The following is a 25,117-nucleotide window of genomic DNA, read 5'->3' as shown; positions in this document are numbered from 1 at the left end:
TTCTACAATAACTTCTTCTGCTCAAGATTTTCTCGAGTCGAGCTTGGTTCTGGATTACCGAATTGCTCTGCCAAACGTTGACTCCAAGTTGTAGTCGCACGCGCACCTGCATATTCAGTCTGTACACGGTCATAGGCTTCAATAGCCTCCGTTGACTGTTCTTGGTATTCTTCCTCAAAGACAACATTCTCAAGTGGCAATCTTGGTTTTACATCATGCTTTTGATTTGGCACACCTAGTGCAATCCCAAATACTGGATAGGTATAGTCAGGAAGCTTGAACAATTCTGCTAATTCAACAGACTTGTAACGCACCAAACCGATAATCACTCCTCCGTAGCCTAGGCTTTCTGCCGCAAGCAAGGTATTTTGCCCAGCAAGCGCAGCATCTACTGAAGTGATGAGGAGTCCTTCCACCCCTTGAGGTTGGAAAACATCCGTATGAAGACGGGCTCCTTTTTCTGCACGGTTTAGGTCACCGACAAAGAGGAGAAAGGCTGCAGACTGGCGAATCGCTTCTTGAGGAACTAACTCAAATAAGGCATCCTTCTTTTCTTGACTTCTAACTACAATCACAGAATACGATTGGAAATTTTTCCAAGAAGAAGCCATTTGTCCTGCAGACAAAATGGTATTTAAATCTTCTTGGGGAATCTCTTGCTCCTTAAATCTACGCACTGAAGTATGAGCCTTCATTAATTTGATTGTTTCTGTCATCGACGGTTTTCTCCTTTTAGTTGTGTTTCTTCAGCAAGGTAACGGATACGTTCCATGACACGTCTGGCTTCCCAAGTTTCGTCATTTCCGTTCTTGCCTTTTGCAAAATGTTTTTCCAAATCTTCAAAATTGAAGTTTGAAGTAAAGAAAGTCGGTAAATCTTCCTGCATGCGATACTGAAGAATCACCTGCAAGATTTCATCACGGACCCACGGTGTTGATTGCTCAGCACCGATATCATCCAAAATCAGAACTTCTGCCAGCTTGATTTCATCTACCAAGGTTTTGACAGAGCCATCCCCAATAGCATTTTTGACATCAATGACAAAGCTCGGATAGTGGAGGAGAGTTGATGAAACGCCACGTTTTTCTGACAAATCATGGGCTAGGGCAGCCACCATGAAACTTTTACCCACACCAAAGTCTCCATATAAGTACAGACCTTTTCGAATAGCTGGATATTGCTCCACAAAGGCTAGGAGCTTTTCAAAAACGGACAAGCGCCCCAAATCATCTAAATCTACTTGAGCTAGACTGGCTTTTTTGAGGCTAGCTGGAAGATTGATTAGCTTGAGACGATTTTTAATCGCCGCTTCTTTTTCTGCCGCGATTAGCTCCGGAGTTTCCTCATAAGAGACATCTGCATAGCCATGGTTCATGACTAGGATAGGCTTGTAGCCACGCGCGATATAGTCTGTATCTCCTCGGAGGAACTTATCTCTCTCAGTGATATATTGGTTAAACTTGGAAATACTTCGGTTCAACTCCTCCTGACTGAGAGATTCTTTCTGGATAAAGGCCGCAACATCAGGGTCTTTCACAATTTGCTGGACCAAATCCTGATACTGAAATCGGCTTGGTTGACGCTTGAGTACGTCTCCGACACTTTCCATCTAGTCTCCTCCTTTTTCTAATCGAGCTAACATTTCTTTTTTCTTACGTTCTAGTTCTAAGCGAGTTTCTTCGCTGGTTTCATTCTTATATTCAGGATTGCTCCATTTAGGCACATTGGTTTTTGCTGGGGCAGTCTGATTCTGCTTTTGCGTTTTTGCTTTTTGGCCACGTTCACGAATACGGAGGACAGCCTCCTCGGCACTACGAATATTTTGATAGGCGTAGTCATTAGTCACCTTCATGGCGTATTTTTCATTGATATTGGCTGAATCAACCTTATTAAAGGTCAGGAGCAGGATAACATTGATCACTTCATCCAGCAAACCCAAGGCTGCCATCTGCTGGAGCAGGTCCCGTTCAGTTTGGGTAATACTTCCTTTGCGGGTCTGCTTGATTTCAGCAAGGAACTGTAAGGCTGTCTTTCTCTTAGCCTCTCGGATAATGGTTGCCTCCTTGGGACTAAAGTCAGAAGTCACAGGCTTTTGCGCTATCTTTTCACGGATGCGTTTGACAGAAATCACTTGCGACACTGCTGTCGCTTTGGCTACTTGATAAGTTTCAAACCAGGTCCACTTTTGCTCGTCTGCTATTGCAAACAAGCCCAAAACATCCGAAGTCTCATCTTGAAAGCGAAGACCATCACGGGCCATGAGCTGACGGAAATGCTCCAAATCAAAATCATCTACTGCAGGCTGACTGCTAGAGGTTTCTTGACTCGCAGACTCGGATAACTGAGGGAAGATTTGATTCAAGGCCACCGAGATAGGTTCCCCTTCAACACTTTCCTGTCTCATGGCTGCAACCGCACTATCCCCAATCATTTTTTCTAACAAGGTCCGATAAACTGTATGTTGTAAAAATTCTTGAGTTGATAAGGGAGAATGGAGTAACAAATTATAGGTATCCCCCTGCTGATAGAGGGTCACCAATTTCATAGCTGTCAGAGTTTTAAAAGCCTTTAAAAGACTATCCATCCCAAAATTCAGATGGTTGAGCATAGCTGCAAAGAGATGCTCCTTTTGACCATCATCCCAAAAAGTCACAGCATAAAGATAGAGGCTCAGCGCCTCCTGACCGATAATCGGGAGGTAACACTGCACCATTGATGAGGTATCTTGCGACACCCGATTATTCTTTACAAAAGAAAAACGGTCATTTGGCTTCATTTATTTTTCCTTTTTCTTTTTAGAGGATTGTGTGATCTGCTGGAGTAGGCTTTCAAGCTCACTCACATCCTTAAAGCTACGGTAAACACTGGCAAAACGTACATAAGTAATCTCATCTAACTCTGCCAACTCTTCCATAACCAAGGAACCAATATCCTCACTCTGAATTTCGTTTTCATTGCGACTACGGAGTTTTTGTTCGATGCGATTGACTACCATGCCAATCTCATCACTAGACACTGGACGTTTCTGGGCTGAGCGAATAATCCCGTTAAAGATTTTATCTCTTGAAAATTGTTCCCGTGTACCATCTTTTTTGACCACAACCAGTGTTCTCTCTTCAACACGTTCATAGGTTGTAAACCGATGCTGGCACTCTTCACACTCACGTCTTCTTCTGATTGTATTTCCTTCTTCAGCCTGGCGACTATCGATCACACTTGATTTTGTAGCGCCACATTTTGGACAACGCATGCCTTTCCCTCCTTGTCGTTTTCTTTTCATTATACCATTTTTTAAGAGATTCCCAAAATAATTCTCCTTTTGGCTTGACAAGTTTTTTGTTTTGTTGTATTATTGAATTAACACAAAAGTAATTAGAAAGGAGATCGTGATGTCTTGGACATTTGATAACAATAAACCCATTTATTTGCAGATTATGGAGAAAATCAAATTGCAGATTATTTCCCATAAACTCGAGCCCAATCAACAACTTCCAACCGTTAGAGAATTAGCTAGCGAGGCAGGTGTCAATCCCAACACCATCCAGCGCGCCCTATCGGACTTGGAGAGAGAAGGCTTTGTCTATACCAAGCGAACATCTGGACGCTTTGTCACAGAGGATTTGGACTTGATCCTCCAATCCCGTAAGCAACTGTCAGAAGAACAGCTGCAACAGTTTGTAACAGGCATGGTAGAATTCGGCTATGAAAAAGAAGAACTACCGACTGTTTTGAGAGATTATATTGAAGGAGTTTAAACTATGACCTTGTTAGCATTTGAAAATGTGTCAAAATCCTATGGAGCAAGTCCTGCTCTTACAAATGTTTCCCTTGAAATTCCAGCTGGAAAAATCGTTGGCCTCCTTGGTCCAAACGGTTCTGGAAAGACAACCTTGATTAAACTAATCAACGGCTTGCTGCAGCCAGAGGAAGGGCGTATCCTTATCAATGGTATGGAACCAAGCCCAGCAACTAAAGCGATTGTTTCTTATCTGCCTGATACGACCTATCTAAACGAGCAAATGAAGGTCAAGGAAGCTCTCACTTATTTCAAGACCTTCTACCAAGATTTTAATCTGGAACGTGCTCAAGGTCTTCTTCGTGACCTTGGCATCGATGAAAATAGCCGTTTCAAGAAACTCTCAAAAGGGAACAAAGAAAAGGTTCAGTTGATCCTTGTCATGAGTCGCGATGCTCGTCTATATGTGCTTGATGAACCAATCGGGGGTGTCGACCCAGCAGCTCGTGACTATATCTTGAACACCATCATTAACAACTACTCTCCAACTTCAACTGTCTTGATTTCAACCCACTTGATTTCAGATATCGAACCAATCTTGGATGAGATTATCTTCCTCAAGGATGGAAAAGTCGTCCGTCAAGGAAATGTTGATGATATTCGCTATGAGTCTGGAGAGTCTATCGACCAGCTCTTCCGCCACGAATTCAAAGCCTAGATAAAGGAGATTATTATGTTTTGGAATTTAGTTCGTTATGAATTTAAAAATGTTAACAAATGGTATTTAGCCCTCTATGGTGCTGTACTGGCCCTTTCTGTCCTTATCGGGGCTCAAGCTAGTTCCCTAAAATCCATCGATACTCCCGATCAACAAATGATTATGTTAGTGTTTCTAGGTCTGGTTTTTGGTGGACTACTTATTACCTTGAGTATTTCAACCTTGATTTTAATCATCCGTCGCTTCAAGGGTAGTGTCTACGATCGCCAAGGCTATCTCACTCTAACCTTACCTTTATCTGAACACCAGATTATCTTAGCCAAACTCTTGGGAGCCTTCATTTGGTCTATAATCAGTTCAGCAGTTTTTTTCCTAAGTATCTACATTATCTTTGCAACCATTGACCCAAATATGGTTGATTCCTACTTTTTTGATTACTTATTCGTACATTATATCGAGAATTTCTGGTTAACCTTGATTTCATTTTTCATAAGCACTGTAGCAGGCATCCTTTGCATCTACTTGTCTATTTCAATTGGACAGCTCTTTAATGAATACCGTACAGCCCTCGCTGTCTTAGCTTATATTGTTATCCACATTGTCCTTGGATTTGTCGACATGTTTAGTCCAAGCTTGAATTATAGCATGATGATGTCCGCTGAAATCTTTAAAGACCTCATCCTCAGCGCAGCCTTCTATCTCGGAACCTACTATATCTTGAAAAATAAAGTTAATTTGCAATAAAAAATGCCCAGCTACTAGAGCTGGGTTTTTGCGTTAACTCAAGATCAAATTGGCTACGATCGGACTGACAAATACGTAGAGAATACCTGTAACACCGATGGCTAGTCCTCCCATAGCACCTGCAACTGGTCCATAGCGAAAGGCCGTTCCAGTTCCAACGGCGTGACCTGTTCCACCCAGGGCTAGTCCAGCCGCTACTGGATCGTCTATTTTTAGCCACTTTAGAAGTGTTGGGCCGATAACGCTGGTCAAAATCCCAGTCGCTACGACAACTACTAGGGTCACTGTAGTCAAGCCCTGCAACTTTTCTGTAATCCCTACTGCCATAGCGGTCGTTACTGACTTAGGAAAGAGGGAAATAGCTAGGAAAAAGTCCATGCCAAAGATTTTTGCGACTAGGGCTGTAAAAGTGGTATTGACGATGACAGCTAGAAAACTACCCAGCAAAATACTCCTAACATGATGCTTCATCAAGTGGAAACTCTTATAGAGGGGAATTCCTAGAGCCACTGTTGAAGGAACAATCAAGTTATTAAGATAAACCCCACCTTGGTAGTAATCTTGGTAGGAAATGCCAGTTACCTTTAGAAAGATGATAATAAAAACAGCTGACAGCAACAAGGGAGTCGTTAAGGGATGAGGATAGCGTCTGAAAATCATCATTCCCCCAAGATAGGCTAAGATTGACAAAGCAATCCCAAATAGGGGATTGGATACAAATTCGCTCATTTAGCACCTCTTTCTTCGTAGTCACCTTCATAGCGTTTTTTGATAAATTGAACCACAAGCGCAATCAAGATGATATTGATTACTGCTGCAAAAAAGACAATCAAGACAATCGGGAAGAGATAGGGAGCAATCACATCAAACTTTTCCATAATTCCAACCGCAGGAGGTAGAAAGAGGATGGTCATGTTGGCCAGTAAAAAGTTCCCCACCATATTGACATGGCGGATACGCAGCCACTTGAACTGCAAGGCTAGAAACAGAATAATCAAGCCGATGATACTTCCTGGTATGGGCAAATGAAAAAAACTGGAGATTCCTTCACCGATTAGAGAAATCACAAAGAGAATCATTAACTGAACATATAACTTCATTGTAAACTCCACAAATAGACTTTCTGCATACCAGTTTACTCTTTTTTCAGAAAATTTCAAGGAAATATATAAGAAACATCCTTCTTGCTATCTATTCCAAAAAGTTGTATACTAATTGCGTGCGCAAGCATCTCAGATAGGCAAATCTGTTTATAACTAGCATATAGAAAGGAGATGGACATGACTTACTTAGAAAAATGGTTTGACTTCAACCGTAGGCAAGTAGAGCTAGAAGCTATTTTAGAAGAAACCATCGCTGAGCAGAGTGAACAAACCTTGACACTCAAGGAATTTTACCTCTTGCACTTTCTAAATCAGGCTGAAGGCAAATACCTAAGACAAATCGACTTGCCAGATAAACTCCACCTGAGCCCTAGTGCTGTTTCACGGATGGTGGCTCGCTTAGAAGCCAAGAACTGCGGTTTACTTAGTCGGAGATGCTGCGACCAGGACAAACGAGCTAGTTTTATCTGCCTCACTAAGGAGGGTCAGACAACTCTTGCCTATCTACAAAAAGCTGTAGAAGAGAGCCTTGAAACAAAAGCAAGTTGGCTTTCCTAAAATTTTTACAAAAAAAACTTGCGTGCGCAAGCAATTTTCTTGACATTCCTTTTTCCAAGGAGTAAAATGAAGATATGATTTAGCAAAGGAGAATCTTATGATTGAAATCACTTATCTTGATGCCAGCAAGCAAGAGAGAACCATGACCTTCGAGTCATACGAAGAATTTGAACGTTCTCAACATGCCTGCCTGATTGGTGTCGCAGACTACTACCCTGTCCAAAAAGTAACCTACAAGGGGCATGATTTGGACTACCATGGGACTTATGGAGATGTCTTCTTCTATCTCATGAAACAAGATTTAAGCCAATATAATTAAAAAGGAGAAATACTATGGCAAAAGCAATTACAGATGCAACATTCGAACAAGAAACTAAAGACGGATTGGTCTTGGTTGACTTCTGGGCAACTTGGTGTGGTCCATGTCGTATGCAAGGTCCAATCTTGGATAAATTGTCTGAAGAACTTTCAGAAGATGTCTTGAAGATCGTTAAAATGGACGTTGATGAAAACCCAAACACAGCTCGTTCATTCGGTATCATGTCTATCCCTACTCTTCTTTTCAAAAAAGATGGACAAGTGGTTAAACAAGTTGCTGGTGTTCATACAGCAGAACAAATCAAAGCTATCGTTGCTGAATTGAGTTAATCATACTAGAGACCAAGTGCATTCATTTGGTCTCTTTTTTCTTCCCCTTTGCCATTTTTCAAAAAATATGCTAGACTGTAATTAGAATATCACGATGTTTGGGACATGCCATCGCTAAAAAAAACCTCTACTTGGTATTTTTTAGCTCCCTCTAGGGAGCTTTTTGCGTGCTCTGAACATTTCCCATTTTGGAAGGAGTACTATGAAACGTCAATCAGCCTTGGTCGTCTTTAGTGGCGGGCAAGATTCAACAACCTGCCTTTTCTGGGCCAAGCAACACTATGAAAAGGTCGAAGCCGTTACCTTTGCCTATGGCCAACGTCACCATCTCGAAATTCAAGTGGCCAAAGAAATCGCTGAGGAACAAGGAATTCGCCATCATATCCTAGATATGTCTCTGCTAGGACAAATTACTGAAAATGCCTTGACTTCCGATCTAGAAATTGAGCAAAAAGAAGGAGAGGTGCCTAATACCTTCGTTGACGGTCGCAATCACCTCTTTCTGTCCTTTGCTGCAGTCCTTGCCAAGCAGCGTGGAATTACGGATATTGTGACAGGAGTATGTGAAACAGACTTCTCAGGTTATCCTGACTGTCGGGATGTCTTTGTCAAATCACTCAATGTCACGCTCAACCTTGCCATGGATTACGACTTCGTTATCCAAACACCTCTCATGTGGCTAGACAAGGCTGAAACTTGGAAATTAGCCGACCAACTTGGTGCCTTTGACTATGTTCGTGAAAAGACCTTGACCTGCTACAATGGGATTATTGGTACTGGTTGTGGAGATTGTCCTGCCTGCCATCTACGCCAACATGGTTTAGAGGTTTATCTCTCTCAGAAAGGAGAGGCCTGATGTTTTTTGCCCCCAAAGAAATCAAACGAGAAACTGGGGAATCTCTTGTCTACAATCCTCACAGAACCTTAGTCTCCAAAGAATTTACCTTTGATGCTGCCCACCACCTCTTTCACTATGAGGGAAAATGCAAATCCCTGCACGGCCATACCTATCATCTGCAAATCGCTGTCAGTGGATTTTTAGATGAACGTGGCATGACCTACGATTTTGGGGATATCAAACAAATCTACAAGGACTACTTAGAACCCCACTTGGATCATCGCTATCTCAACGAGACCCTGCCCTACATGAATACGACTGCTGAAAATATGGTTTACTGGATTTTCAAAACTATGAGCCAAGAGTTGCCAGATGAACGCGATCTCCGTTTGGAATACGTTCGCCTCTATGAAACTCCGACTGCCTTTGCAGAGTTTAGACGGGAGTGGTTAGATGACTAGTGAACGTGTACTTAAACTACCAGTTCTAGAAATTTTTGGCCCAACCTTTCAAGGTGAAGGTCGTGCTATCGGCCAGAAAACCATGTTTGTCCGCACTGCAGGTTGCGACTATCACTGCGACTGGTGCGATTCTGCCTTTACTTGGGATGGTTCTGAAAAACCTACTCGCATGACAGCTGATGAAGTGATCGCTGAGTTAGACAAACTAGGAAGCTACGACTATGTAACCCTATCTGGTGGAAATCCAGCCATCCTAGCTGCCAACATGGCCGAACTGGTCACCAAACTCAAGCAACGTGGTGTTACTCTGGCTGTTGAAACCCAAGGCTCCCGTTGGCAAAATTGGTTAAAAGACATCGACCAGGTGACTCTGAGTCCCAAGCCTCCTTCATCCAAGATGGAAGTCAACTTTGAGACCTTGGACTTTATCGTTTCCCAACTAGACTCAGACAAAGTAACCTTTAAAATCCCTGTCTTTGATGATGCAGATCTAGCCTTTGCCAAAGGGATTCAAGAACGCTACCAACCAGATGTCCTCTTCTTATCGGCGGGAAATCCTGAGCCCAAGGCTACAGGCAATATTGTCCAAGACCAACTGGACCGCCTCAAAGAACTCTGGGAACGTGTCGCTGCCGACGATAGCTGGGGCAATGTCCGCGTCCTTCCTCAACTCCATACCCTCCTCTACGATAACCAACGTGGTGTTTAAGTTTAGAAAGAAAAAATCATGTCACAACAAGAAGAAATGAAAAACCTCAGCCTCCTCGGCAACAAAGAAACCAACTACATTTTCGAATACCAACCCGAAGTCCTCGAATCCTTTGACAATCGTCATGTGGAAAATGACTATTTCATCAAGTTCAACTGTCCTGAATTTACCTCACTTTGTCCCATCACTGCTCAGCCAGACTTTGCAACTATCTATATTTCCTACATTCCTGACAAACTCTGTGTCGAGTCAAAATCCCTCAAACTCTACCTCTTTAGCTACCGAAACCATGGAGATTTTCATGAAAACTGTATCAACACTATCGGGAAAGACTTGGTCAACTTGCTAGACCCTCGCTATTTAGAAGTCTGGGGAAAATTTACACCTCGCGGTGGCATTTCAATCGACCCCTACTACAACTACGGTAGACCTGGAACCAAGTATGAAGGCTTGGCAGAACAACGCCTCTTCCAACATGACCTCTATCCAGAGAAAATTGACAACCGCTAAACTCATACTCAATGAAAATCAAAGAGCAAACTAGGAAGCTAGCCGCAGGTTGCTCAAAGCACTGCTTTAAGGTTGTAGATAAGACTGACGAAGTCAGCTCAAAACACTGTTTTGAGGTTGTGGATAAGACTGACGAAGTCAGTTACCATACCTACGGCAAGGTGAAGCTGACGTGGTTTGAAGAGATTTTCGAAGAGTATAATACGAAAAAGCCCTGTTCCTCAAGATGAGAAGCAAGGCTTTTTAAGTTTCAATTATTCTTCAGTTCCAAGGAAGTTTTTAGCAACTAGAGCTGCAAGAACGCCACCAACGATTGGTGCAAGGATGAAAATCCAAACTTGTTGAAGAGCTGCGCCACCTACCAATACAGCAGGAGCCAAGCTACGAGCTGGGTTTACTGAAAGTCCAGTGATGTTCAAGCCAGCTAGAATCAAAGCTGTCAATGACAAACCGATCACCAAACCAGCGATTGCGCCATTCCCTTTGCTTGCTGAAGTTACAGTCATGATCACCAAAACAAACAAGAATGTTGCGATTGTTTCAAACAAGAAACCACCAAAGACGGTTACACCGTTTGCCAAGGCATTTTCACCAAGACTTGCAGTTGACATACCTGAATTTGCCAAGAGAAAGAATACAGATCCAGATGCAAGGAAAGCACCGACTACTTGTCCGAGGATGTAGTTTACAAGCTCTGAAGATGACAAACGTTTGTTAACAAACATAGCGATAGAAACAGCTGGGTTCAAGTGAGCACCTGAAACAGTTCCGATTGAGAAGGCTGCGACTACGATTGCCAAACCAAAAGCAAGAGCAATCCCAAGGTGTCCAAGTCCTTCAACACCATTTCCAAAAACAACAGCTCCTGTTCCGATGAACACAAGCATAAAAGTACCGATTAATTCAGCAACAAATTTTTTCATATTAAGTCTCCTTTTTTCAAACTATGTATTAGTCTATCAGAAGGAGGAAAGGGTTTCAAGAAATGTGCTTGGAAATTTTGTGTAAGTTTTCACATTTAATAGTCGAAATCTAATATTGAAAAGATTGAATTGCTTTTTTCAAGTCATCTTGTAAACTATTTCTCTGGTCGAGTTGGACATAGACTTCTAAGAGACAGGATCTAAAATTGGAAAATTTATAAAAATCTTCCGTCTCTTCTATCGGGAAATCAAGTGACTTTATCCAAGAGGTTAGTGTCGCTTGATCCACCTTGCCTTGTAAAATAGGTTCGTAAAGCACTCTGGCTAAGCGCCATTCCTCATCATCTATAAATCGAATCGAAATTCTTTTAAACAGTTGACCAAGTATGTCAAATACTTCATGAACTCTGTTTATAGAAAAGTCTGGATGACAAACGACTTCAGTCAAGAGATCCGCTCCATGCGCAAAAGCATGTACCCAACCATACTGGCTTGAAAAACCAGTCGTATCCTCTTCTTTTTCAAGGTAGTGCAGACCTTGATCGAGCATCGTATTTCTGATATCAATTTTAAGCACTTGATAATAAAGAGAGTGTTGGTTGCCATCGGCAGATAAGAGATTGGCATAAATAAGTGCCCTAAAAGAACGGTCAAGCGTTGAAGCTCCTAGCTTATCAAGCTCTTTATCTAGGCCACCATCAGAAACAATCATAGCAGATATAAATTGAAATTGCTCCTTTGTAAATAACTCTTCTTGGATCCCTCTAGCCAAACTGGTAAAAACCAATTCATCGCGAATTTCTGGACTCGGATCCCCTAAGTGCTCAAGTAACCACTGGAGTTCTTTTTGACTATAACTTGGGTTTTCTTCTGTTATTTTTCTTTTCAATTCTTGATACATCCCCATACCTCCAATCATACACATCTATTATACAACATTCTTTTTTAGCTATCTTCATTATAAGAAATAAACATGTTAGTCTCAGATAGTTTTTTCACTCTTAGAGGGTTAATTTTCCCCAAAAACCAGTCTTTGTTTGACATAAATTTCACAAAGTTGTATACTAAAACGTGATAGGACTTCTTTTAGAAACCTATCAATACTCACTTATAAACCTTTTGCTGTTCTTTTATGAACGTTTGAATGGTATCACGGATACCGAGGAGGAATCATATGTCTAAAGTAGCTATCGTTACAGGTGCAGGTCAAGGGATCGGTTTTGCAATCGCAAAACGCTTGGTTCAAGATGGTTTTAAGGTTGGAGTTTTAGACTACAACGCTGAAACAGCTGAGAAAGCAGTTGCTGAATTGTCAGCAGATAAAGCTTTTGCTGTTGTAGCTGATGTATCTAAACAAGCAGAAGTTGCTGCAGCTTTCCAAAAAGTTGTCGATCATTTCGGAGACTTGAACGTTGTTGTAAACAATGCTGGTGTTGCTCCTACTACACCTCTGGATACAATTACAGAGGAGCAATTTGCTCGCACATTTGCTATTAACGTCGGTGGTGTAATTTGGGGAGCACAAGCTGCTCAGGCTCAATTTAAAGCACTTGGTCACGGTGGTAAAATCATCAATGCTACTTCTCAAGCAGGTGTTGTCGGAAATCCAAACTTGACTGTATACGGCGGTACAAAATTCGCTGTTCGTGGTATTACTCAAACATTGGCGCGTGATTTAGCAGAGTCAGGTATCACTGTCAACGCCTATGCCCCAGGCATCGTGAAAACACCAATGATGTATGATATCGCTCATGAAGTTGGAAAAAATGCAGGAAAAGATGACGAGTGGGGTATGCAAACATTCGCAAAAGATATTACATTGAAACGCCTATCTGAACCAGAAGATGTAGCTGCAGCAGTTAGCTTCCTTGCTGGACCAGATTCAAACTACATTACAGGTCAAACCATTATCGTTGATGGTGGTATGCAATTCCATTAAGATTAAAAAAGTGAGGTTGGAAAAAAATCCAACCTCTTTTTTCATCTCTACGATTCCAATTTTCGGAGTCGTTTTTTGTCATTTAAAACAATCTTTCTGTCCTATTCATGCTTCAGAAATGAAAGGATTTCTTCAAGACTAGCGGAACTTCCTTGCTCTAAATAGCGTGATTTACTACCATTTTGATAGACTGAAAGATTCGGAACGGTTTGGATATCCATTTCTTTTGCAAAGGCTGTAATCTCATCCTTTTCATTCGAAGCACTATCCAAATAATAGACCGTCTGGTGACTTTTTTGAATCGCTAGAGCCAAATTGGGCACAAACTTTTGACAGTAGGGACAGGATTCTCTTCCAATGTAGACGACAAACTCGTCGCCATTTGCAAGTTTGGAGCGCATTTCTTTCATATTGATTGCTTTCGTGTACTGAACAGCTTCCTGATAAGTTTTTGGAAGAACAGGCTGACTGAATTTCCAAATCATAAACAAAATCGGCATAGCAATTCCAATGATAAGCAAGCTAAGTTTTTTATTGACATGCACTAGCATCTCCGTCCTTTTCTAAGTATTTTCCCTAGTCTAATCGCCCACGACAAGATATAAAATCCAACCGATAGATCTATAATAACGCACATTCTGAAGACAAAGTCTTCAGCAAACTTTATTAAATAAATGTCATTCTAAAATCTCAACAATATAACTCTATTGTTGCACTTTTATGACTTTATTCTCCCAACTGGGCACTGTAAGCGATAATTTGGTCAACCGTGTCTGACAAGAATTGAATGGTATCACGGAGTGGTTTATCCGTTGAAATATCGGCTCCGATAATCATGGCTGACTCAAGTGGTGTCTTGCTACCACCAGACTTGAGGAGATTGAGCCAGTCTTCAGCTCCAGTTTCTGATTGTTTCAGATGGAGATAGCCAGCAGTTGAAATTACAAGACCGGCAGAGTAGGTGTAGCTATACAAGCCCATGTAATAGTGAGCTTGGCGCATCCAAGTCAGTGCTGCATCATCATCAATCTCAATAGCATCTCCCCAGAAGTCAGTCAAAACTTCCTTCATAATACTGTTGAGTTTGCTTGCCCCAAAGGTTTCTCCTTCTTCAATCAGTGTATACACCTTACGCTGGAATGCAGCTTCCAGAAGGTGAGTGATGAAGTTATGGAAATAGGTATCTGTCAAGCGGTGGGCAAGAGCGAAGCGTTTCTGACGTGGATCCTCAGACTGCTGTTCCAAGTAATCGCTGAGAAGCAATTCATTGAAGGTTGACGGTGCTTCAACATAGTAGGTCGACATGTGGGCGTTAAAATAGCTTTGGTGATTGTCTGAAAAGATGAATTGACCAGAATGCCCGATTTCATGAATCAAGGTATAAACATCGCTCAAACGACCTGTCCAGCTCATGAGGACATAAGGGTGCACGCGATATGGATCAGCTGCATAGCCTCCAGAATCCTTGCCACTATTAGCAGCAAAGTCCACCCAGCGTTCTTCTTGATAGCGAGCAACTTCCTGACAATATTCTTGTCCCAAAGGTTCTACCGACTTCATGACCAAATCATAGGCATCCTCAATGCTAACCTCTGGATTAAGAGCACTGTCCAAGTCCAATTTCCAGTCCGCAAAGGTCATCTTCTCAAGACCATTTACTTTGGCAACATGCTTGAGGTATCGCTGAGCAACTGGCGCAAAGTCCTTCATGATGAGGTCAATCTGACGATCAAACATGGTACGATCCACTTCTTGTTCAGCCAGAAGATAATCAAAGACTGAATCATAGCCCTTCATATCTGCCAACAGTTTTTCAGATTTAACCTGAGCAAGATAGGCTGCCGCAGCCGTATTTTGGTGCTTACGAAGTCCTTCTGAGAAGGAACGGAAGGATTTCTCACGAACCTCGGCATCCTCGTGATTTTGATAGAAATTCTCATAAGTAACAAAGCTGTTTTTGTAGGTTTTGCCATGAGCTTCAAAATCAGCCATTTCAAAGTCCCCAGCTCGCATTTTAGTATAGATATCCTGTGGACTGTAGAAAACTTCACCCAGATTGGTCAAGGCCTTCTCCACATCAGCCCCAAGATAGTGGGCTTTTTTGATTTTGGCTTGACGAATGGCTGCCGTCAAATGTGGCAATTCACCCAAACGATCCAAGACTTCTTCATCTGCTTCTACCAAGGCATCATCAAAGAAGGTCAAAGCTACGCTGGCATCTGTCTCAAAGTCCATCCCAGCCTGAGCGATATTGGCAAAATCTTCATTACCATAGTCTGTCGTCTGAGGCATAAAGCTATAATTGCCAATATGACTCATCTGAATGTAGATTTGTTCCAATTCCGCAAAGGCCTTCTCGAAATCTTCAAAAGTGTGAAGCTTGCCCTTGTAGTCACGGCTAAATTGATTGATGTCTTCACGCGCCTTTTCTATCGCACGCAAGAAATCCTCACGGTCTTGATATAGGGCTGTTAAATCCCAAAGTTCCTTTTCAGGAAATTCTGAACGATGTTTTTGTTCCATCTTCTTCCTCTTATTTCTCTAATTCTAATAAAACGCTAAGGGCTGATAAGGCATAAAGCGGCGCTGTTTCTGCTCGTAGGATGCGAGGCCCAAGTCCTGCAAGGACTGCTCCTTTGGCTTCAAAACTTTCAATTTCTGCGGGTGAAAGACCACCTTCTGGACCAAAGATAAAGAGCAGTTTAGCCCCTTTTTCAAGCTCAGCGACTGCTTGCAAGAGCGCAGCTGATTCTCCTTCTTTTGCTGACTCTTCATAGGCTACCACAATAGAGTCAAACTGGTCCAGTTGGGCTAGAAAGTCAGACTTTTTTTCAAAAAGTGTGATACTTGGGACAAGGTTTCGCTTACTTTGTTCTGCTGCTCCAAGGGCGATTTTTTCTAGTTTTTCAACCTTTTTACCCAATTTCTTACCATCCCATTTGGCAACGGACCAGTCTGCAGGGAAGGCCCAGATCTGACTAGCTCCGAGTTCTGTTACTTTCTGAATGATGAACTCCAGCTTGTCTCCTTTGGGAAAGCCCGATGCGATGGTCACTTGGACTGGCAGTTCCACATTGTCATCCAATTCCTCAACCAGCTCAAATTGACGCGCCTCCACATTGACCACACGCGCCAAACGCTTAATGCCATCATCAAAGACTAGAGTCACCTCATCATCTTCTTTCAAACGCATGACCTGAAACATATGCTTGCTGGTTTCCTTGTCCTCGATGGTAATAGGAGAGATTGCACTGCCTTTAACAAAATATTGCTGCATGCTAGCCTCCAATCACACCAGAGATATCCTTGGTTTTCTTGAAGACACAGGCAGTCCATTCCCCTTGAATTATGTGGGTTTCAAGGAAAAATCCAGCTGACTCAGCTGACTCGCGCACCATGTCCCACTTGTCCTTGATAATCCCACTCATGATGAGGTAGCCTTCATCCTTGACCAAGCGATAAGCATCATCCGTCAGATGAATGAGGATATCTGCCAAGATATTAGCCACGATAACATCTGCTTCAATCTCCACACCCTTAAGCAAATCTCCTGGGGCTACATGGATATTTTCCATGCCAGGGTTGAGTTCAATATTTTCCTGAGCGACACGAACCGCTACATCGTCCAAGTCATAGGCAAAGATTTCCTTGGCACCAAGAAGTGAGCTGGCAATGGAAAGGACCCCTGATCCTGTCCCTACATCCAGGACTGTTTCCCCACCGCGAAGGACCTGCTCCAAGGCAAAAAGGCTCATCTTGGTCGTCGGATGCGTTCCTGTCCCAAAGGCCATCCCTGGATCTAGCTTGATAATCTTCTCGCCAGCTGTCGCCTCATAGTCCGTCCATGACGGCACGATGGTCAAGTCATGAGTGATACGAGCTGGCTCATAGTATTTCTTCCAATTGTCAGCCCAGTCTTCCTCAGCCAAGGCAGTCGTGCCAATCTTGATTTCTCCTAAGTCCATAAAGTCGGTCAATTCTGAGAGACGAGTTTGCAAGTCCGCTTCCACCACTGCCACATCAACCGTATCAGGGTAGTAGGCGGTCACCACGATTTCCTCTTGTTGCTCGACTTCTGGGAAAATCTCACCGAAGCGGTCCACATTTCCCACATAGTCCATGCTATCTTCAATTGCAACCCCTTGGGCGCCTAACTCGATCAAGAGATTGGAAACCAGCTCCTCACCCTCACGCTTCACTGTAACTTTTAACTCTTGCCATGTTTCCATTTTGTATTTTCCTTATTCTTCTTAAATTCTTCAATCACATCTGTATAGTGTTCTTTCATTGCGCTATGAATCTGCTGTTTAAAAATACCAAACATAAGATAATAAACAAATAGAACAATTCCTGCAAGCAGTAGCAAAAATAAAAAATGTACTGAAAGGGGCAGTACGAGACCTCTACCACTCAGTAAGGGTAAAACAATCATTAATCCCCAAATAACAGCCATAGAGATCCCAGCTACTTTCGTACCACTTTCTCTCTGCTTCTTTAACTTTAAATATTCCATATAAATAAATGCAGCTTCTTCCCTAGAGTATTGTCCAGTTTCTAGATTACGCTTAACTTCTTTATTCAACGTGGTTGTTGCAATCGCAAAAATCATTTTACTTCCTCCAAATAATCCTTCAATCTCCCCTGTAGCTGAGGAACTACTTGACTGGATGTCAAAAATTCCTCAATGTTCATCAATTTATAGGCCTGTCCTTCATCTCCAAAGACAATATTGTCAAATTGCTCTTGACTGATCTGACTAACCATAAAGACAGACTGCCGACCTTCATAGAGCATGCTGGGATATACCTTGCTCAAGAGCAGGCAATTCTCATTTAAATGAATTCCCAGTTCCTCATAAACTTCACGCGCTGCGCACTCGAAAGGACTTTCATCACCTTCGCGGCCGCCACCTGGCAACTCCCACATATTGGGCCAAGGGATATTGTCCTTGTCATCACGCAAGATGGTCAGTAGCTTATCTCCACAAAAGAGAGCAATTTTGCAGCCTGTGAAATCTGAAATATCTATATCCACTACAAGCTCCTAGTATCTCGGATAAGGGTAAAACTCTCCCTCTTCCAAGCCTGCTTTTCCTTCTTCAAAGACTTCTTGGTTCCATTCCATGACAAATTCTTCTGCTTCTGGGTCTTCCAAAAAGTCCATAAGGGCATCTAGTCCAACCTCAGCAGTATCTTTGAGAAATAGTGCAAAATAAGCTAAAAATTCACGAGAAAAACCTTTTTTAGGCAGGTAAGGGATGACTGTCAAATAGTCTTCTGCATTGACTGTTGACTTGGCAGGGTTGTAAAAAAGCACTGCTTCTTCAAAGAGGATATCGTCTGACGACACCTCTCCATCCTCATCCAGCATCTCCACCCCTGCAGGATTTTGTGCCTCTAACAGAAAACTCACTTCAACCGCATGATTGCGCTTGTCCCAGCTAATCTCATAATCAAAAGGAAAGTTCTTGTCCAACTCTTCCTGTAAAACATCTAAAAATCCGTATGTTGCCATTTTGTCCTCTTTCTATACGACTCTTTAATCGCCCCGAATACTCGGAAATATGCTAAAATAGATACTACCATATTACCACATTAGTATCAGAAAATCCATGTTAGAAAGGACTGCTATGCCAGACAATCTCGCGCTTCGTATGCGCCCCAAAACCATCGACCAGGTCATCGGTCAGGAGCATCTGGTTGGACCAGGCAAGATTATCCGCCGCATGGTGGAGGCAAATCGTCTATCATCCATGATTCTCTATGGGCCTCCAGGTATCGGAAAAACCAGTATCGCTTCAGCCATCGCTGGAACGACCAAGTATGCTTTTCGGACCTTCAATGCCACTGTTGATAGTAAAAAACGTCTCCAAGAAATCGCTGAAGAAGCTAAATTCTCAGGTGGCCTTGTACTGCTACTAGACGAGATTCATCGTCTTGACAAGACTAAACAAGACTTCCTCTTGCCTCTCTTGGAAAGCGGACTGGTCATCATGATTGGGGCGACGACTGAAAATCCTTTCTTTTCTGTCACTCCAGCCATTCGTAGCCGTGTTCAGATTTTTGAACTGGAACCTCTGTCTAACCAAGATGTCAAAGGAGCCATTCAAATCGCCCTGACTGACCCTGAACGAGGTTTTAATTTCCCTGTTGAGTTAGATAATGATGCCCTTGATTTTATCGCAACATCTACCAACGGAGACCTCCGCTCTGCCTTTAACTCACTTGATTTGGCAGTTCTCTCCACCCCAGAAAATGATGACGGCATCCGTCATATCACGCTTGACATCATGGAAAATAGTCTTCAGAGAAGCTATATCACTATGGACAAGGATGGAGATGGACATTACGATGTTCTATCTGCTCTCCAGAAATCCATCCGTGGCTCTGATGTGGATGCCAGTCTCCACTATGCTGCTCGCTTGATCGAAGCTGGTGACCTTCCTAGTTTGGCACGCCGTTTGACGGTGATTGCTTATGAAGATATCGGCTTGGCTAATCCCGATGCACAGATCCATACCGTAACTGCTTTGGATGCTGCACAGAGAATCGGCTTCCCCGAAGCTCGCATCCTCATTGCCAATGTTGTCATTGATCTGGCGCTTTCACCTAAATCCAACACAGCCTATGTAGCTATGGATAAGGCCCTGGCTGACCTTAAAACATCTGGTCATTTACCAATCCCACGTCACTTGCGAGATGGCCACTATAGCGGTAGCAAGGAATTAGGCAACGCCCAAAACTACCTCTATCCACATAGTTATCCTGGTCACTGGGTCAAGCAAGATTATTTACCAGAAAAAATTCGCGACCATAGCTACTTCTCACCAGAAGATACCGGAAAATACGAACGAGCCCTAGCTCAGCGCAAGGAAACCATTGATAAATTACGAAATTTGTGAAATCCTTTCCAAATAATTACATTTACCCCTTGATTTTTTTTGAAAAAGTGGTATTATATAAACATAGAAACGCTGTGGTGTACGACTTCACATTTAAGTGTTGACCGACTATTTTTTGTATTATTAGGGAAACAAAAGTCTTCTAACAGCATGTAGGCCGTCTCACACGGAAACAGCTTCAGTTAGAGCGAGTTGCCCACCTGCTTAATTGCGCGGGTTCAATACAAACCGTGAAGTTTCGGCACCAATACAGCTTTTTATTTGCCTCCTTAGCTCAGTTGGTAGAGCAGTAGACTCTTAATCTATGGGTCGCAGGTTCGAGCCCTGCAGGGGGCATCTAAATCAACAGGAAAAAGCCTTGATTTATAAGGCTTTTTTGCTTGTCTATAACTGATTTGCCCCATCATTTGCCCCACATTTTTTTATGAGCAATCTTTCCAGACATCTCTGATTACGAAAAACAAAAAAGCTATCCTACCTTTGCAAATTTGGATAAGATAGCGGAATATTTTAATGCAACTCCAACCCAACTATTTGGAACTAGTAAAGAGATTGAGTTAGAAAAGAGTGTTCTTGAATCTAATGAATACTCTGATAAAGTAAGTGAGATTTTAAAAGCTGTCAAATACATCGAAGATTTTCTAGAAACTGATGGACAGTACTTAGAGGATTTACTTTACTTAACAAGAGGCAACCAACTATACACAGAAGATGGAGATGAGTTGTATATTGATCCAACTTCTCAGAAAAGAACACTTCATAACCAATATAAACCTGGTTTTATTGAAGCAAGGGATAAATCTCCACTAGAACTCTTAATTGAAAATAAGGAATTGTTTGATAAATAGAAAAAGCGAGGATAACCTCGCTTCAGATTGAAGTTAAAATCTTTAGAAGACACTTTTATAAGGACTTTGTCTTCAATCTGTGAAAAGGAGTGAAAACTCCTTTTCTTTTTGTAAGTCAGACTGAAACTTCCAAATTGTTTATTTATTTTATTGACATTTTCTATAAAAATAAGTACAATAGTTTTATTAGAAAACTATACTATATAGGGGGTATTGAAATGAAATTTTCTAATCGTTTACTGCTATTCCTTGCAGGAGTTGTTTTTGTCCTTTTAGGACTTTTCCTATTTACAAACCCAGTAGCTAATCTTGTTGCTTACAGCTGGTGGATTTCATTTGGTTTACTGGTTTCTTCTATAGCAGCTATTTTAGGCTATTTCTCTGCACCAAAAGAGCTTCGCTCACCTGTTTATCTTTTCCAAGGATTTGTTAGTCTTCTCTTAGCTCTTTACCTCGTTGCTTATGGCTTTGTGACCCTGCCGGTCGTCATTCCGACCATTGTAGGAATTTGGTTAATTGTAGAAGCCATTATTGCTTTCTTTAAAGGCATTCGTCTAGGATTGATTTTCCCTATTATTGGTAGCAATATCACGTGGGTAGCCTTGCTTGAATTTTTACTAGGTCTAGTGATTCTGTTCAATCCAGTGGCTACAGGTGTCTTTGTCGTTTATGTCATTGCCTTTTCATTTTTAGTTACTGGCTTCACCTACATTATTGAGGTCTTTCGTAAATAGTCTAGTTGCTATTTCTATCGCATTCAAAAAAGCTGGGAAATCATATTCTCAGCTTTTTTGTCTCTTTAATTATCACTTTTTCGCATTCCATTCTGCGTAGAAATTTGTTTTTCCATTTTATTCTCCAATTTGATCTCGCACTGACATTTATTTATAACAAAACTATATATCTAGAATAGCATAATCATTAGGTATTATAGGTTTTCAAACAAAATACGAGTCATTCGTTTTTGCCCCACTTTTGCCCCATTTTTAAATCCTGACATTGAAAATACCTAAAAGTATTTCCCTAAAATCAGCTATATTTCAACATTTTTGTTTATTTTCAATATGAAAAGTTCTTACAAATCCATGTAGGGGGCATCTAAACAACAGGAAAAAGCCTTGATTTATAAGGCTTTTTTGCTTGTCATTTTGTTTTTTGTACCAAAAAGTTTATATTCACAAAATAAGCGACTCTCATCAAAGACTCGCTATTTATCTAACACCTCGATTTAATAGAAAAAAACACCTCACGGTGATTACTTATTATCAATCGTCCATTACTCCGCCTGTGAGTTGGTACATGAGGTAAATGTGTTCCAAGGTTTTTACCTTATCCATATGATCCACATCTTTAAAGGCACCTAATGCTAGTAAAGGAACAAAACCGAAACATTGGTTATAAGACAAGGGACCATGTTTTAACACAGCCTGTCTATATAAATCCAGTTCAAAGTTATCAGTCACATATGAGTTATCTAAATACTGAAGAAAATATTTCAGGCTCTTGATAATAATGTCGCAGTCTTGAAGATTTTATTTTACAATACCAACAAATTCATTCTCTTCCCAAGTAATAATATCTCCAAAGGCTGTTACGAACATCGGAAAAAGAAGTAAGGAACTATTCATAATAATAGCCGTAGCAAATCTTTGCATTTTTGCCTTATCTTATTTAAGATAGTACTATTAAAAAAAGAAAAGGTGAAAATCATGGAAACATATACACTTGCAAATGGGGTTGCTATTCCTAAAATTGGTTTTGGAACTTGGCAAATTGCTGAAGGCGAAGAAGCCTATAACAGCGTTAGCTTCGCACTTAAGGCGGGTTACACACATATTGATACCGCACAAATTTACGGTAACGAGGTTTCTGTAGGTAAGGCGATTGCTGATAGTGATTTGGCACGTGAGGATATTTTCCTAACCACCAAACTTTGGAATGATAAGCACGATTACGAGTTGGCTAAGACTTCTATCGATGAGTCTCTCGAAAGACTTGGTGTGGATTATTTGGATCTTTTGCTTATCCATTGGCCTAATCCAAAGGCGCTTCGTGAGAATGATGCTTGGAAGGCTGGCAATGCGGGTGCATGGAAGGCTATGGAAGAAGCCTACAAAGAAGGTAAGGCGCGTGCTATCGGTGTGTCAAACTTTATGCAACATCACCTAGAAGCTCTTTTTGAAACAGCTAAAATTGTTCCACATGTCAATCAAATCCTCTTGGCTCCAGGTTGTGACCAAGAAGACTTAGTTGACTATTGCCAAGAGCGCGATATCCTTCTTGAAGCCTATAGTCCACTAGGTACAGGTAGCATTTTTGGAAATGAAGATGTTGAAGCAGTGGCTGAACGTAACGGTAAATCTGTGGCACAAATTGCTCTGCGTTGGAGCCTCCAAAAAGGTTTCTTGCCACTACCTAAGTCTGTGACACCTAAAAATATAAAAGGTAACTTGGATATCTTCGACTTCGACTTATCAGAGGAAGATATGGCAGTCTTGGATAAGATTCAAGGCATCAAAACTCAGAATGATCCTGACACAGTTAATTTTTAATAGGATTTTAAGCAACTCGTCAGGGTTGCTTTTTCAAGTAAATGACAAAAGAAGTCAAGGTTTTGACAATTCGCGCCACATGAAATTATTTAAGCATATCCTTTTCTCTCATTACCATTTTCTGTTATAATGAATTGTATTTCTAAAATAGAAAGGTATTAATATGACAACTCTTATTAAACATAAACGTGTAGAATTTTCAGAACTTTTTTATGACCTAGTTTTTGTTTTTGCAATTTCAAAAGTAACTACTTTAATTGAGCATCTTCATAACGGTATTTTGACTTGGAATTCTTTCCTTGATTTTTTCATAGCTGTCTTGGTTCTCACCGATTCCTGGATGATTCAAACCCTTTATACCAATCGCTATGGAAAGAACTCTTTATTTAACATGGTAATCATGTTTATCAAAATGGGAATTTTACTCTTTATAGCCAATATGATGGGACCTGATTGGCAACAATATTTTCATTATCTCTGTTGGGCTATTGGTACATTAACCTTTACCTTATTTTTACAATATTTGGTTGAATTTTTTAGAAAATCAACCGATAATGCTAATCGGGAAAGTATCAAAGGTTTTCTATGGATAACAGGTCTAGGAAGTTTAGGAGTCTATCTAGCAGCTCTTCTTCCTATTTACGTTGGGGTCTCTATCTTATTTGCTAGTATTCTGCTAACATTTATTATGCCAATTATCTTGCTTAGTAAAGATAAGCATTACCAGGTAAATCTCCCCCATTTAATCGAGCGCATCTCCCTTCTTGTCATTATTACGTTTGGAGAGATGATTATGGGGCTAGCTAACTTCTTTACAATCGAGAATTTCTCGATTTATTCGGTTCTTTATTTCATAATTATGATTTCTCTGTTCTTGTTTTATTTTGGTCAATTCGACCATGCTATTGATCAAAAATCTAATCAAAAGGGACTATTTCTAATTTACAGTCACTATCCTATTTTCATTGGGCTTATGATGATGACTGTATCGATGAGTTTTCTTCTGAATCCTGAAGCTAATCGTCTCTTTGCAACCAGCTTCTCTTATATCGGATTTGGCCTCTTTCAAGCTGCTGTCCTAGTAAATGGGCCCCATAACAAACACTATCTTCGCTATTCGAAAAGTTACTACTGTGTCCAAGCGACACTCTATCTGGCTGCCTTGATTCTCTCTTTAATCTTTGCTTCTAATCCTATAATAGTAGTGAGTATAACAACCATTTTAGCTCTAGCTATAGCCACTCATTTTATTTATTTTTATATGACACAGAATAAAAAATATTCCAAATCTAACTGGGGGTTCTTTTAATGAGTTTATAACATAAAAAAGCTTTGGGAACCAAGGCTTTTTTTTCATTAATTTGTTTTTCCATTTTATCCTCCGATTTGAACTCGCACTGACATTTATTTATAACAACACTATATATCTAGTATGGCATAATCATTAGGTATTATAGATTTTCAAACCAAATGTGAGTCATTCGTTTTTGCCCCACTTTTGCCACGTTTTTAAAGCCTGACAGTGAAAACACCTAAAAGTATTTCCCTAAAATCAGCTATATTTCAACACTTTTGTTTATTTTCAATATGAAAAGTTCTTACAAATTCATGCAGGGGGCATCTAAACAACAGGAAAAAGCCTTGATTTCAAGGCTTTTTTGATGTCAAATAACTTTTTGTAGCAAATCATTATAAAGGTTTTCCAACCTTATCAAACTTATCATTTATTCTCAATCAATTGCTAGCAATATTTGATAAGACCAACTGTTTTTTACAGTACAGAGCTAGTCTATAATTAACTAAACTATACTAATTTGTGCCCATATTACATGGCCAATCCGCATAGAGATTAAAATGGGCTATTATGAATTCATAAATTTTCGCAACAGAACAAGAGCAAGTCATTTAGAAATAAAAGAGAAGAGAATC

The 25,117-nt window shown here is 41.0% G+C and carries 31 protein-coding genes, 1 tRNA gene and 1 pseudogene; 17 read left to right on the top strand and 16 right to left on the bottom strand.

Annotated features, from left to right (window positions below):
* Nucleotides 1–2: 2 nt before the first annotated feature.
* Genes AC3E7H_RS08130 through nrdR form a run of 4 tightly spaced genes read right to left on the bottom strand, consistent with a single transcriptional unit; the run spans nucleotide 3 to nucleotide 3,250 of the window.
* Nucleotides 3–716 (bottom strand): NADPH-dependent oxidoreductase, encoded by a 714-nt coding sequence (locus AC3E7H_RS08130; RefSeq protein ID WP_049527729.1) that lies wholly within the window; start codon nucleotides 714–716, stop codon nucleotides 3–5.
* The gene (dnaI, locus tag AC3E7H_RS08125) at nucleotides 713–1,609 is read right to left on the bottom strand and encodes a primosomal protein DnaI (RefSeq protein ID WP_049527732.1); all 897 of its coding nucleotides are present in this window, start codon (nucleotides 1,607–1,609) and stop codon (nucleotides 713–715) included. Before dnaI ends, AC3E7H_RS08130 begins: the two co-directional genes overlap by 4 nt.
* Nucleotides 1,610–2,776: a replication initiation and membrane attachment family protein gene (locus tag AC3E7H_RS08120; protein WP_490676356.1), complete on the bottom strand. Its 1,167-nt coding sequence runs from the start codon at nucleotides 2,774–2,776 to the stop codon at nucleotides 1,610–1,612. It abuts the gene before it with no gap.
* Nucleotides 2,777–3,250 carry a transcriptional regulator NrdR gene (gene nrdR / locus AC3E7H_RS08115; RefSeq protein WP_049549025.1) on the bottom strand — a complete coding sequence of 158 codons (474 nt, stop codon included), beginning with the start codon at nucleotides 3,248–3,250 and terminating at the stop codon, nucleotides 2,777–2,779. It abuts the gene before it with no gap.
* 139 nt (nucleotides 3,251–3,389) lie between these two features.
* Here nrdR and AC3E7H_RS08110 point away from each other — a divergent pair, with 139 nt between their 5' ends.
* Genes AC3E7H_RS08110 through AC3E7H_RS08100 form a run of 3 tightly spaced genes read left to right on the top strand, consistent with a single transcriptional unit; the run spans nucleotide 3,390 to nucleotide 5,198 of the window.
* A complete protein-coding gene (locus AC3E7H_RS08110) occupies nucleotides 3,390–3,755 on the top strand; it encodes a GntR family transcriptional regulator (protein WP_000119157.1) in 366 nt (121 codons plus the stop codon).
* 3 nt (nucleotides 3,756–3,758) lie between these two features.
* Nucleotides 3,759–4,454, top strand: a complete 696-nt coding sequence (locus AC3E7H_RS08105; RefSeq protein ID WP_000173159.1) for an ABC transporter ATP-binding protein — start codon at nucleotides 3,759–3,761, stop codon at nucleotides 4,452–4,454.
* Nucleotides 4,455–4,469: 15 nt separating this feature from the next.
* Nucleotides 4,470–5,198 (top strand): hypothetical protein, encoded by a 729-nt coding sequence (locus AC3E7H_RS08100; RefSeq protein ID WP_301559536.1) that lies wholly within the window; start codon nucleotides 4,470–4,472, stop codon nucleotides 5,196–5,198.
* 33 nt (nucleotides 5,199–5,231) lie between these two features.
* On the opposite strand, the gene AC3E7H_RS08095 is transcribed toward AC3E7H_RS08100, so the two are convergent.
* Both AC3E7H_RS08095 and AC3E7H_RS08090 read right to left on the bottom strand, forming a co-directional pair.
* Nucleotides 5,232–5,927: an LrgB family protein gene (locus tag AC3E7H_RS08095; protein WP_490676355.1), complete on the bottom strand. Its 696-nt coding sequence runs from the start codon at nucleotides 5,925–5,927 to the stop codon at nucleotides 5,232–5,234.
* Complete coding sequence (locus tag AC3E7H_RS08090; protein ID WP_061863421.1) at nucleotides 5,924–6,298, bottom strand: CidA/LrgA family protein; 375 nt, start codon at nucleotides 6,296–6,298, stop codon at nucleotides 5,924–5,926. The genes AC3E7H_RS08095 and AC3E7H_RS08090 overlap by 4 nt, the downstream gene beginning before the upstream one ends.
* A 180-nt stretch (nucleotides 6,299–6,478) precedes the next feature.
* Here AC3E7H_RS08090 and AC3E7H_RS08085 point away from each other — a divergent pair, with 180 nt between their 5' ends.
* From AC3E7H_RS08085 to queF, 7 genes are all read left to right on the top strand, one after another.
* Nucleotides 6,479–6,859, top strand: coding sequence for a MarR family winged helix-turn-helix transcriptional regulator (locus AC3E7H_RS08085; RefSeq protein WP_490676354.1), 381 nt, complete (start codon nucleotides 6,479–6,481; stop codon nucleotides 6,857–6,859).
* A gap of 97 nt (nucleotides 6,860–6,956) precedes the next feature.
* Entirely contained in the window at nucleotides 6,957–7,178 is a 222-nt protein-coding gene (locus AC3E7H_RS08080) for a DUF4649 family protein (protein WP_004250771.1), read from the top strand.
* Nucleotides 7,179–7,192: 14 nt separating this feature from the next.
* A complete protein-coding gene (gene trxA / locus AC3E7H_RS08075; RefSeq protein ID WP_001029584.1) occupies nucleotides 7,193–7,507 on the top strand; it encodes a thioredoxin in 315 nt (104 codons plus the stop codon).
* A 202-nt stretch (nucleotides 7,508–7,709) separates the two neighbouring features.
* Nucleotides 7,710–8,363, top strand: coding sequence for a 7-cyano-7-deazaguanine synthase QueC (queC, locus tag AC3E7H_RS08070; protein ID WP_061863422.1), 654 nt, complete (start codon nucleotides 7,710–7,712; stop codon nucleotides 8,361–8,363).
* The gene (queD, locus tag AC3E7H_RS08065; RefSeq protein ID WP_490676353.1) at nucleotides 8,363–8,806 is read left to right on the top strand and encodes a 6-carboxytetrahydropterin synthase QueD; all 444 of its coding nucleotides are present in this window, start codon (nucleotides 8,363–8,365) and stop codon (nucleotides 8,804–8,806) included. The genes queC and queD overlap by 1 nt, the downstream gene beginning before the upstream one ends.
* Nucleotides 8,799–9,515 carry a 7-carboxy-7-deazaguanine synthase QueE gene (gene queE, locus AC3E7H_RS08060; RefSeq protein ID WP_061863423.1) on the top strand — a complete coding sequence of 239 codons (717 nt, stop codon included), beginning with the start codon at nucleotides 8,799–8,801 and terminating at the stop codon, nucleotides 9,513–9,515. The genes queD and queE overlap by 8 nt, the downstream gene beginning before the upstream one ends.
* 18 nt (nucleotides 9,516–9,533) lie before the next feature.
* A complete protein-coding gene (gene queF, locus AC3E7H_RS08055; RefSeq protein ID WP_000082589.1) occupies nucleotides 9,534–10,025 on the top strand; it encodes a preQ(1) synthase in 492 nt (163 codons plus the stop codon).
* Nucleotides 10,026–10,279: 254 nt separating this feature from the next.
* Here queF and AC3E7H_RS08050 read toward each other — a convergent pair whose 3' ends face one another.
* Both AC3E7H_RS08050 and AC3E7H_RS08045 read right to left on the bottom strand, forming a co-directional pair.
* Nucleotides 10,280–10,948: an MIP/aquaporin family protein gene (locus AC3E7H_RS08050; protein WP_004250764.1), complete on the bottom strand. Its 669-nt coding sequence runs from the start codon at nucleotides 10,946–10,948 to the stop codon at nucleotides 10,280–10,282.
* Nucleotides 10,949–11,057: 109 nt separating this feature from the next.
* A complete protein-coding gene (locus tag AC3E7H_RS08045) occupies nucleotides 11,058–11,849 on the bottom strand; it encodes a DUF2785 domain-containing protein (RefSeq protein ID WP_490676352.1) in 792 nt (263 codons plus the stop codon).
* A 273-nt stretch (nucleotides 11,850–12,122) separates the two neighbouring features.
* On the opposite strand from AC3E7H_RS08045, the gene AC3E7H_RS08040 reads away from it, so the two are divergent.
* The gene (locus AC3E7H_RS08040) at nucleotides 12,123–12,887 is read left to right on the top strand and encodes a (S)-acetoin forming diacetyl reductase (RefSeq protein WP_000048146.1); all 765 of its coding nucleotides are present in this window, start codon (nucleotides 12,123–12,125) and stop codon (nucleotides 12,885–12,887) included.
* Between the two features lie 101 nt (nucleotides 12,888–12,988).
* Here the strand turns inward: AC3E7H_RS08040 and AC3E7H_RS08035 are convergent, their stop codons facing one another.
* The 7 genes from AC3E7H_RS08035 to AC3E7H_RS08005 all read right to left on the bottom strand — a co-directional run bounded on the left by AC3E7H_RS08035 (nucleotide 12,989) and on the right by AC3E7H_RS08005 (nucleotide 18,401).
* Nucleotides 12,989–13,438 (bottom strand): DUF6568 family protein, encoded by a 450-nt coding sequence (locus AC3E7H_RS08035; RefSeq protein WP_261675912.1) that lies wholly within the window; start codon nucleotides 13,436–13,438, stop codon nucleotides 12,989–12,991.
* 175 nt (nucleotides 13,439–13,613) lie between these two features.
* Entirely contained in the window at nucleotides 13,614–15,410 is a 1,797-nt protein-coding gene (gene pepF, locus AC3E7H_RS08030; protein WP_490676351.1) for an oligoendopeptidase F, read from the bottom strand.
* A 10-nt stretch (nucleotides 15,411–15,420) separates the two neighbouring features.
* The gene (locus AC3E7H_RS08025; RefSeq protein WP_490676350.1) at nucleotides 15,421–16,164 is read right to left on the bottom strand and encodes a 16S rRNA (uracil(1498)-N(3))-methyltransferase; all 744 of its coding nucleotides are present in this window, start codon (nucleotides 16,162–16,164) and stop codon (nucleotides 15,421–15,423) included.
* Nucleotide 16,165: 1 nt separating this feature from the next.
* Nucleotides 16,166–17,116 carry a 50S ribosomal protein L11 methyltransferase gene (prmA, locus tag AC3E7H_RS08020; RefSeq protein ID WP_490676349.1) on the bottom strand — a complete coding sequence of 317 codons (951 nt, stop codon included), beginning with the start codon at nucleotides 17,114–17,116 and terminating at the stop codon, nucleotides 16,166–16,168.
* Nucleotides 17,095–17,496, bottom strand: a complete 402-nt coding sequence (locus AC3E7H_RS08015) for a hypothetical protein (protein WP_490676348.1) — start codon at nucleotides 17,494–17,496, stop codon at nucleotides 17,095–17,097. Before AC3E7H_RS08015 ends, prmA begins: the two co-directional genes overlap by 22 nt.
* On the bottom strand, nucleotides 17,493–17,921 hold the full coding sequence (locus AC3E7H_RS08010) for an NUDIX hydrolase (RefSeq protein WP_490676347.1): 429 nt from the start codon (nucleotides 17,919–17,921) through the stop codon (nucleotides 17,493–17,495). Before AC3E7H_RS08010 ends, AC3E7H_RS08015 begins: the two co-directional genes overlap by 4 nt.
* Nucleotides 17,922–17,930: 9 nt before the next feature.
* Entirely contained in the window at nucleotides 17,931–18,401 is a 471-nt protein-coding gene (locus AC3E7H_RS08005; protein WP_490676346.1) for a DUF3013 family protein, read from the bottom strand.
* Nucleotides 18,402–18,516: 115 nt separating this feature from the next.
* Here AC3E7H_RS08005 and AC3E7H_RS08000 point away from each other — a divergent pair, with 115 nt between their 5' ends.
* The 4 genes from AC3E7H_RS08000 to AC3E7H_RS07985 all read left to right on the top strand — a co-directional run bounded on the left by AC3E7H_RS08000 (nucleotide 18,517) and on the right by AC3E7H_RS07985 (nucleotide 21,370).
* Entirely contained in the window at nucleotides 18,517–19,788 is a 1,272-nt protein-coding gene (locus AC3E7H_RS08000; RefSeq protein WP_049509303.1) for a replication-associated recombination protein A, read from the top strand.
* A 263-nt stretch (nucleotides 19,789–20,051) separates the two neighbouring features.
* A tRNA-Lys gene (locus tag AC3E7H_RS07995) sits at nucleotides 20,052–20,124 on the top strand.
* A gap of 95 nt (nucleotides 20,125–20,219) precedes the next feature.
* Nucleotides 20,220–20,636, top strand: a complete 417-nt coding sequence (locus tag AC3E7H_RS07990; RefSeq protein WP_490676370.1) for a helix-turn-helix domain-containing protein — start codon at nucleotides 20,220–20,222, stop codon at nucleotides 20,634–20,636.
* Between the two features lie 218 nt (nucleotides 20,637–20,854).
* The gene (locus tag AC3E7H_RS07985) at nucleotides 20,855–21,370 is read left to right on the top strand and encodes a DUF308 domain-containing protein (protein WP_490676345.1); all 516 of its coding nucleotides are present in this window, start codon (nucleotides 20,855–20,857) and stop codon (nucleotides 21,368–21,370) included.
* Nucleotides 21,371–21,901: 531 nt separating this feature from the next.
* On the opposite strand, the pseudogene AC3E7H_RS07980 reads toward AC3E7H_RS07985, so the two are convergent.
* Nucleotides 21,902–22,243: pseudogene (locus AC3E7H_RS07980) on the bottom strand (T6SS immunity protein Tdi1 domain-containing protein); the annotation flags it as partial.
* Nucleotides 22,244–22,345: 102 nt separating this feature from the next.
* On the opposite strand from AC3E7H_RS07980, the gene AC3E7H_RS07975 reads away from it, so the two are divergent.
* Entirely contained in the window at nucleotides 22,346–23,188 is an 843-nt protein-coding gene (locus AC3E7H_RS07975; protein ID WP_490676344.1) for an aldo/keto reductase, read from the top strand.
* A gap of 163 nt (nucleotides 23,189–23,351) precedes the next feature.
* Nucleotides 23,352–24,497, top strand: a complete 1,146-nt coding sequence (locus AC3E7H_RS07970; protein WP_024053523.1) for a low temperature requirement protein A — start codon at nucleotides 23,352–23,354, stop codon at nucleotides 24,495–24,497.
* Nucleotides 24,498–25,117: the final 620 nt, after the last annotated feature.

The sequence above is a fragment of the Streptococcus sp. SCPM-O-B-15304 (M98) genome, from assembly GCF_058200215.1.
This window is presented reverse-complemented; position numbering and strand designations above follow the sequence as displayed.

What these genes read in the sequence shown, in the direction of transcription:
- AC3E7H_RS08025 (WP_490676350.1), bottom strand. Translation starts at nt 16,164, where the DNA reads ATGCAGCAATATTTTGTTAAAGGCAGTGCAATCTCTCCTATTACCATC.
- AC3E7H_RS08105 (WP_000173159.1), top strand. Translation starts at nt 3,759, where the DNA reads ATGACCTTGTTAGCATTTGAAAATGTGTCAAAATCCTATGGAGCAAGT.
- AC3E7H_RS08015 (WP_490676348.1), bottom strand. Translation starts at nt 17,496, where the DNA reads ATGATTTTTGCGATTGCAACAACCACGTTGAATAAAGAAGTTAAGCGT.
- AC3E7H_RS08005 (WP_490676346.1), bottom strand. Translation starts at nt 18,401, where the DNA reads ATGGCAACATACGGATTTTTAGATGTTTTACAGGAAGAGTTGGACAAG.
- dnaI (WP_049527732.1), bottom strand. Translation starts at nt 1,609, where the DNA reads ATGGAAAGTGTCGGAGACGTACTCAAGCGTCAACCAAGCCGATTTCAG.
- AC3E7H_RS08035 (WP_261675912.1), bottom strand. Translation starts at nt 13,438, where the DNA reads ATGCTAGTGCATGTCAATAAAAAACTTAGCTTGCTTATCATTGGAATT.
- AC3E7H_RS08045 (WP_490676352.1), bottom strand. Translation starts at nt 11,849, where the DNA reads ATGTATCAAGAATTGAAAAGAAAAATAACAGAAGAAAACCCAAGTTAT.
- AC3E7H_RS07975 (WP_490676344.1), top strand. Translation starts at nt 22,346, where the DNA reads ATGGAAACATATACACTTGCAAATGGGGTTGCTATTCCTAAAATTGGT.
- nrdR (WP_049549025.1), bottom strand. Translation starts at nt 3,250, where the DNA reads ATGCGTTGTCCAAAATGTGGCGCTACAAAATCAAGTGTGATCGATAGT.
- AC3E7H_RS07970 (WP_024053523.1), top strand. Translation starts at nt 23,352, where the DNA reads ATGACAACTCTTATTAAACATAAACGTGTAGAATTTTCAGAACTTTTT.
- queE (WP_061863423.1), top strand. Translation starts at nt 8,799, where the DNA reads ATGACTAGTGAACGTGTACTTAAACTACCAGTTCTAGAAATTTTTGGC.
- AC3E7H_RS07985 (WP_490676345.1), top strand. Translation starts at nt 20,855, where the DNA reads ATGAAATTTTCTAATCGTTTACTGCTATTCCTTGCAGGAGTTGTTTTT.
- AC3E7H_RS08000 (WP_049509303.1), top strand. Translation starts at nt 18,517, where the DNA reads ATGCCAGACAATCTCGCGCTTCGTATGCGCCCCAAAACCATCGACCAG.
- AC3E7H_RS08095 (WP_490676355.1), bottom strand. Translation starts at nt 5,927, where the DNA reads ATGAGCGAATTTGTATCCAATCCCCTATTTGGGATTGCTTTGTCAATC.
- trxA (WP_001029584.1), top strand. Translation starts at nt 7,193, where the DNA reads ATGGCAAAAGCAATTACAGATGCAACATTCGAACAAGAAACTAAAGAC.
- queC (WP_061863422.1), top strand. Translation starts at nt 7,710, where the DNA reads ATGAAACGTCAATCAGCCTTGGTCGTCTTTAGTGGCGGGCAAGATTCA.
- AC3E7H_RS08110 (WP_000119157.1), top strand. Translation starts at nt 3,390, where the DNA reads ATGTCTTGGACATTTGATAACAATAAACCCATTTATTTGCAGATTATG.
- AC3E7H_RS08130 (WP_049527729.1), bottom strand. Translation starts at nt 716, where the DNA reads ATGACAGAAACAATCAAATTAATGAAGGCTCATACTTCAGTGCGTAGA.
- AC3E7H_RS08100 (WP_301559536.1), top strand. Translation starts at nt 4,470, where the DNA reads ATGTTTTGGAATTTAGTTCGTTATGAATTTAAAAATGTTAACAAATGG.
- AC3E7H_RS08090 (WP_061863421.1), bottom strand. Translation starts at nt 6,298, where the DNA reads ATGAAGTTATATGTTCAGTTAATGATTCTCTTTGTGATTTCTCTAATC.
- queF (WP_000082589.1), top strand. Translation starts at nt 9,534, where the DNA reads ATGTCACAACAAGAAGAAATGAAAAACCTCAGCCTCCTCGGCAACAAA.
- AC3E7H_RS08120 (WP_490676356.1), bottom strand. Translation starts at nt 2,776, where the DNA reads ATGAAGCCAAATGACCGTTTTTCTTTTGTAAAGAATAATCGGGTGTCG.
- AC3E7H_RS08085 (WP_490676354.1), top strand. Translation starts at nt 6,479, where the DNA reads ATGACTTACTTAGAAAAATGGTTTGACTTCAACCGTAGGCAAGTAGAG.
- AC3E7H_RS08080 (WP_004250771.1), top strand. Translation starts at nt 6,957, where the DNA reads ATGATTGAAATCACTTATCTTGATGCCAGCAAGCAAGAGAGAACCATG.
- prmA (WP_490676349.1), bottom strand. Translation starts at nt 17,116, where the DNA reads ATGGAAACATGGCAAGAGTTAAAAGTTACAGTGAAGCGTGAGGGTGAG.
- pepF (WP_490676351.1), bottom strand. Translation starts at nt 15,410, where the DNA reads ATGGAACAAAAACATCGTTCAGAATTTCCTGAAAAGGAACTTTGGGAT.
- AC3E7H_RS08040 (WP_000048146.1), top strand. Translation starts at nt 12,123, where the DNA reads ATGTCTAAAGTAGCTATCGTTACAGGTGCAGGTCAAGGGATCGGTTTT.
- AC3E7H_RS08050 (WP_004250764.1), bottom strand. Translation starts at nt 10,948, where the DNA reads ATGAAAAAATTTGTTGCTGAATTAATCGGTACTTTTATGCTTGTGTTC.
- queD (WP_490676353.1), top strand. Translation starts at nt 8,363, where the DNA reads ATGTTTTTTGCCCCCAAAGAAATCAAACGAGAAACTGGGGAATCTCTT.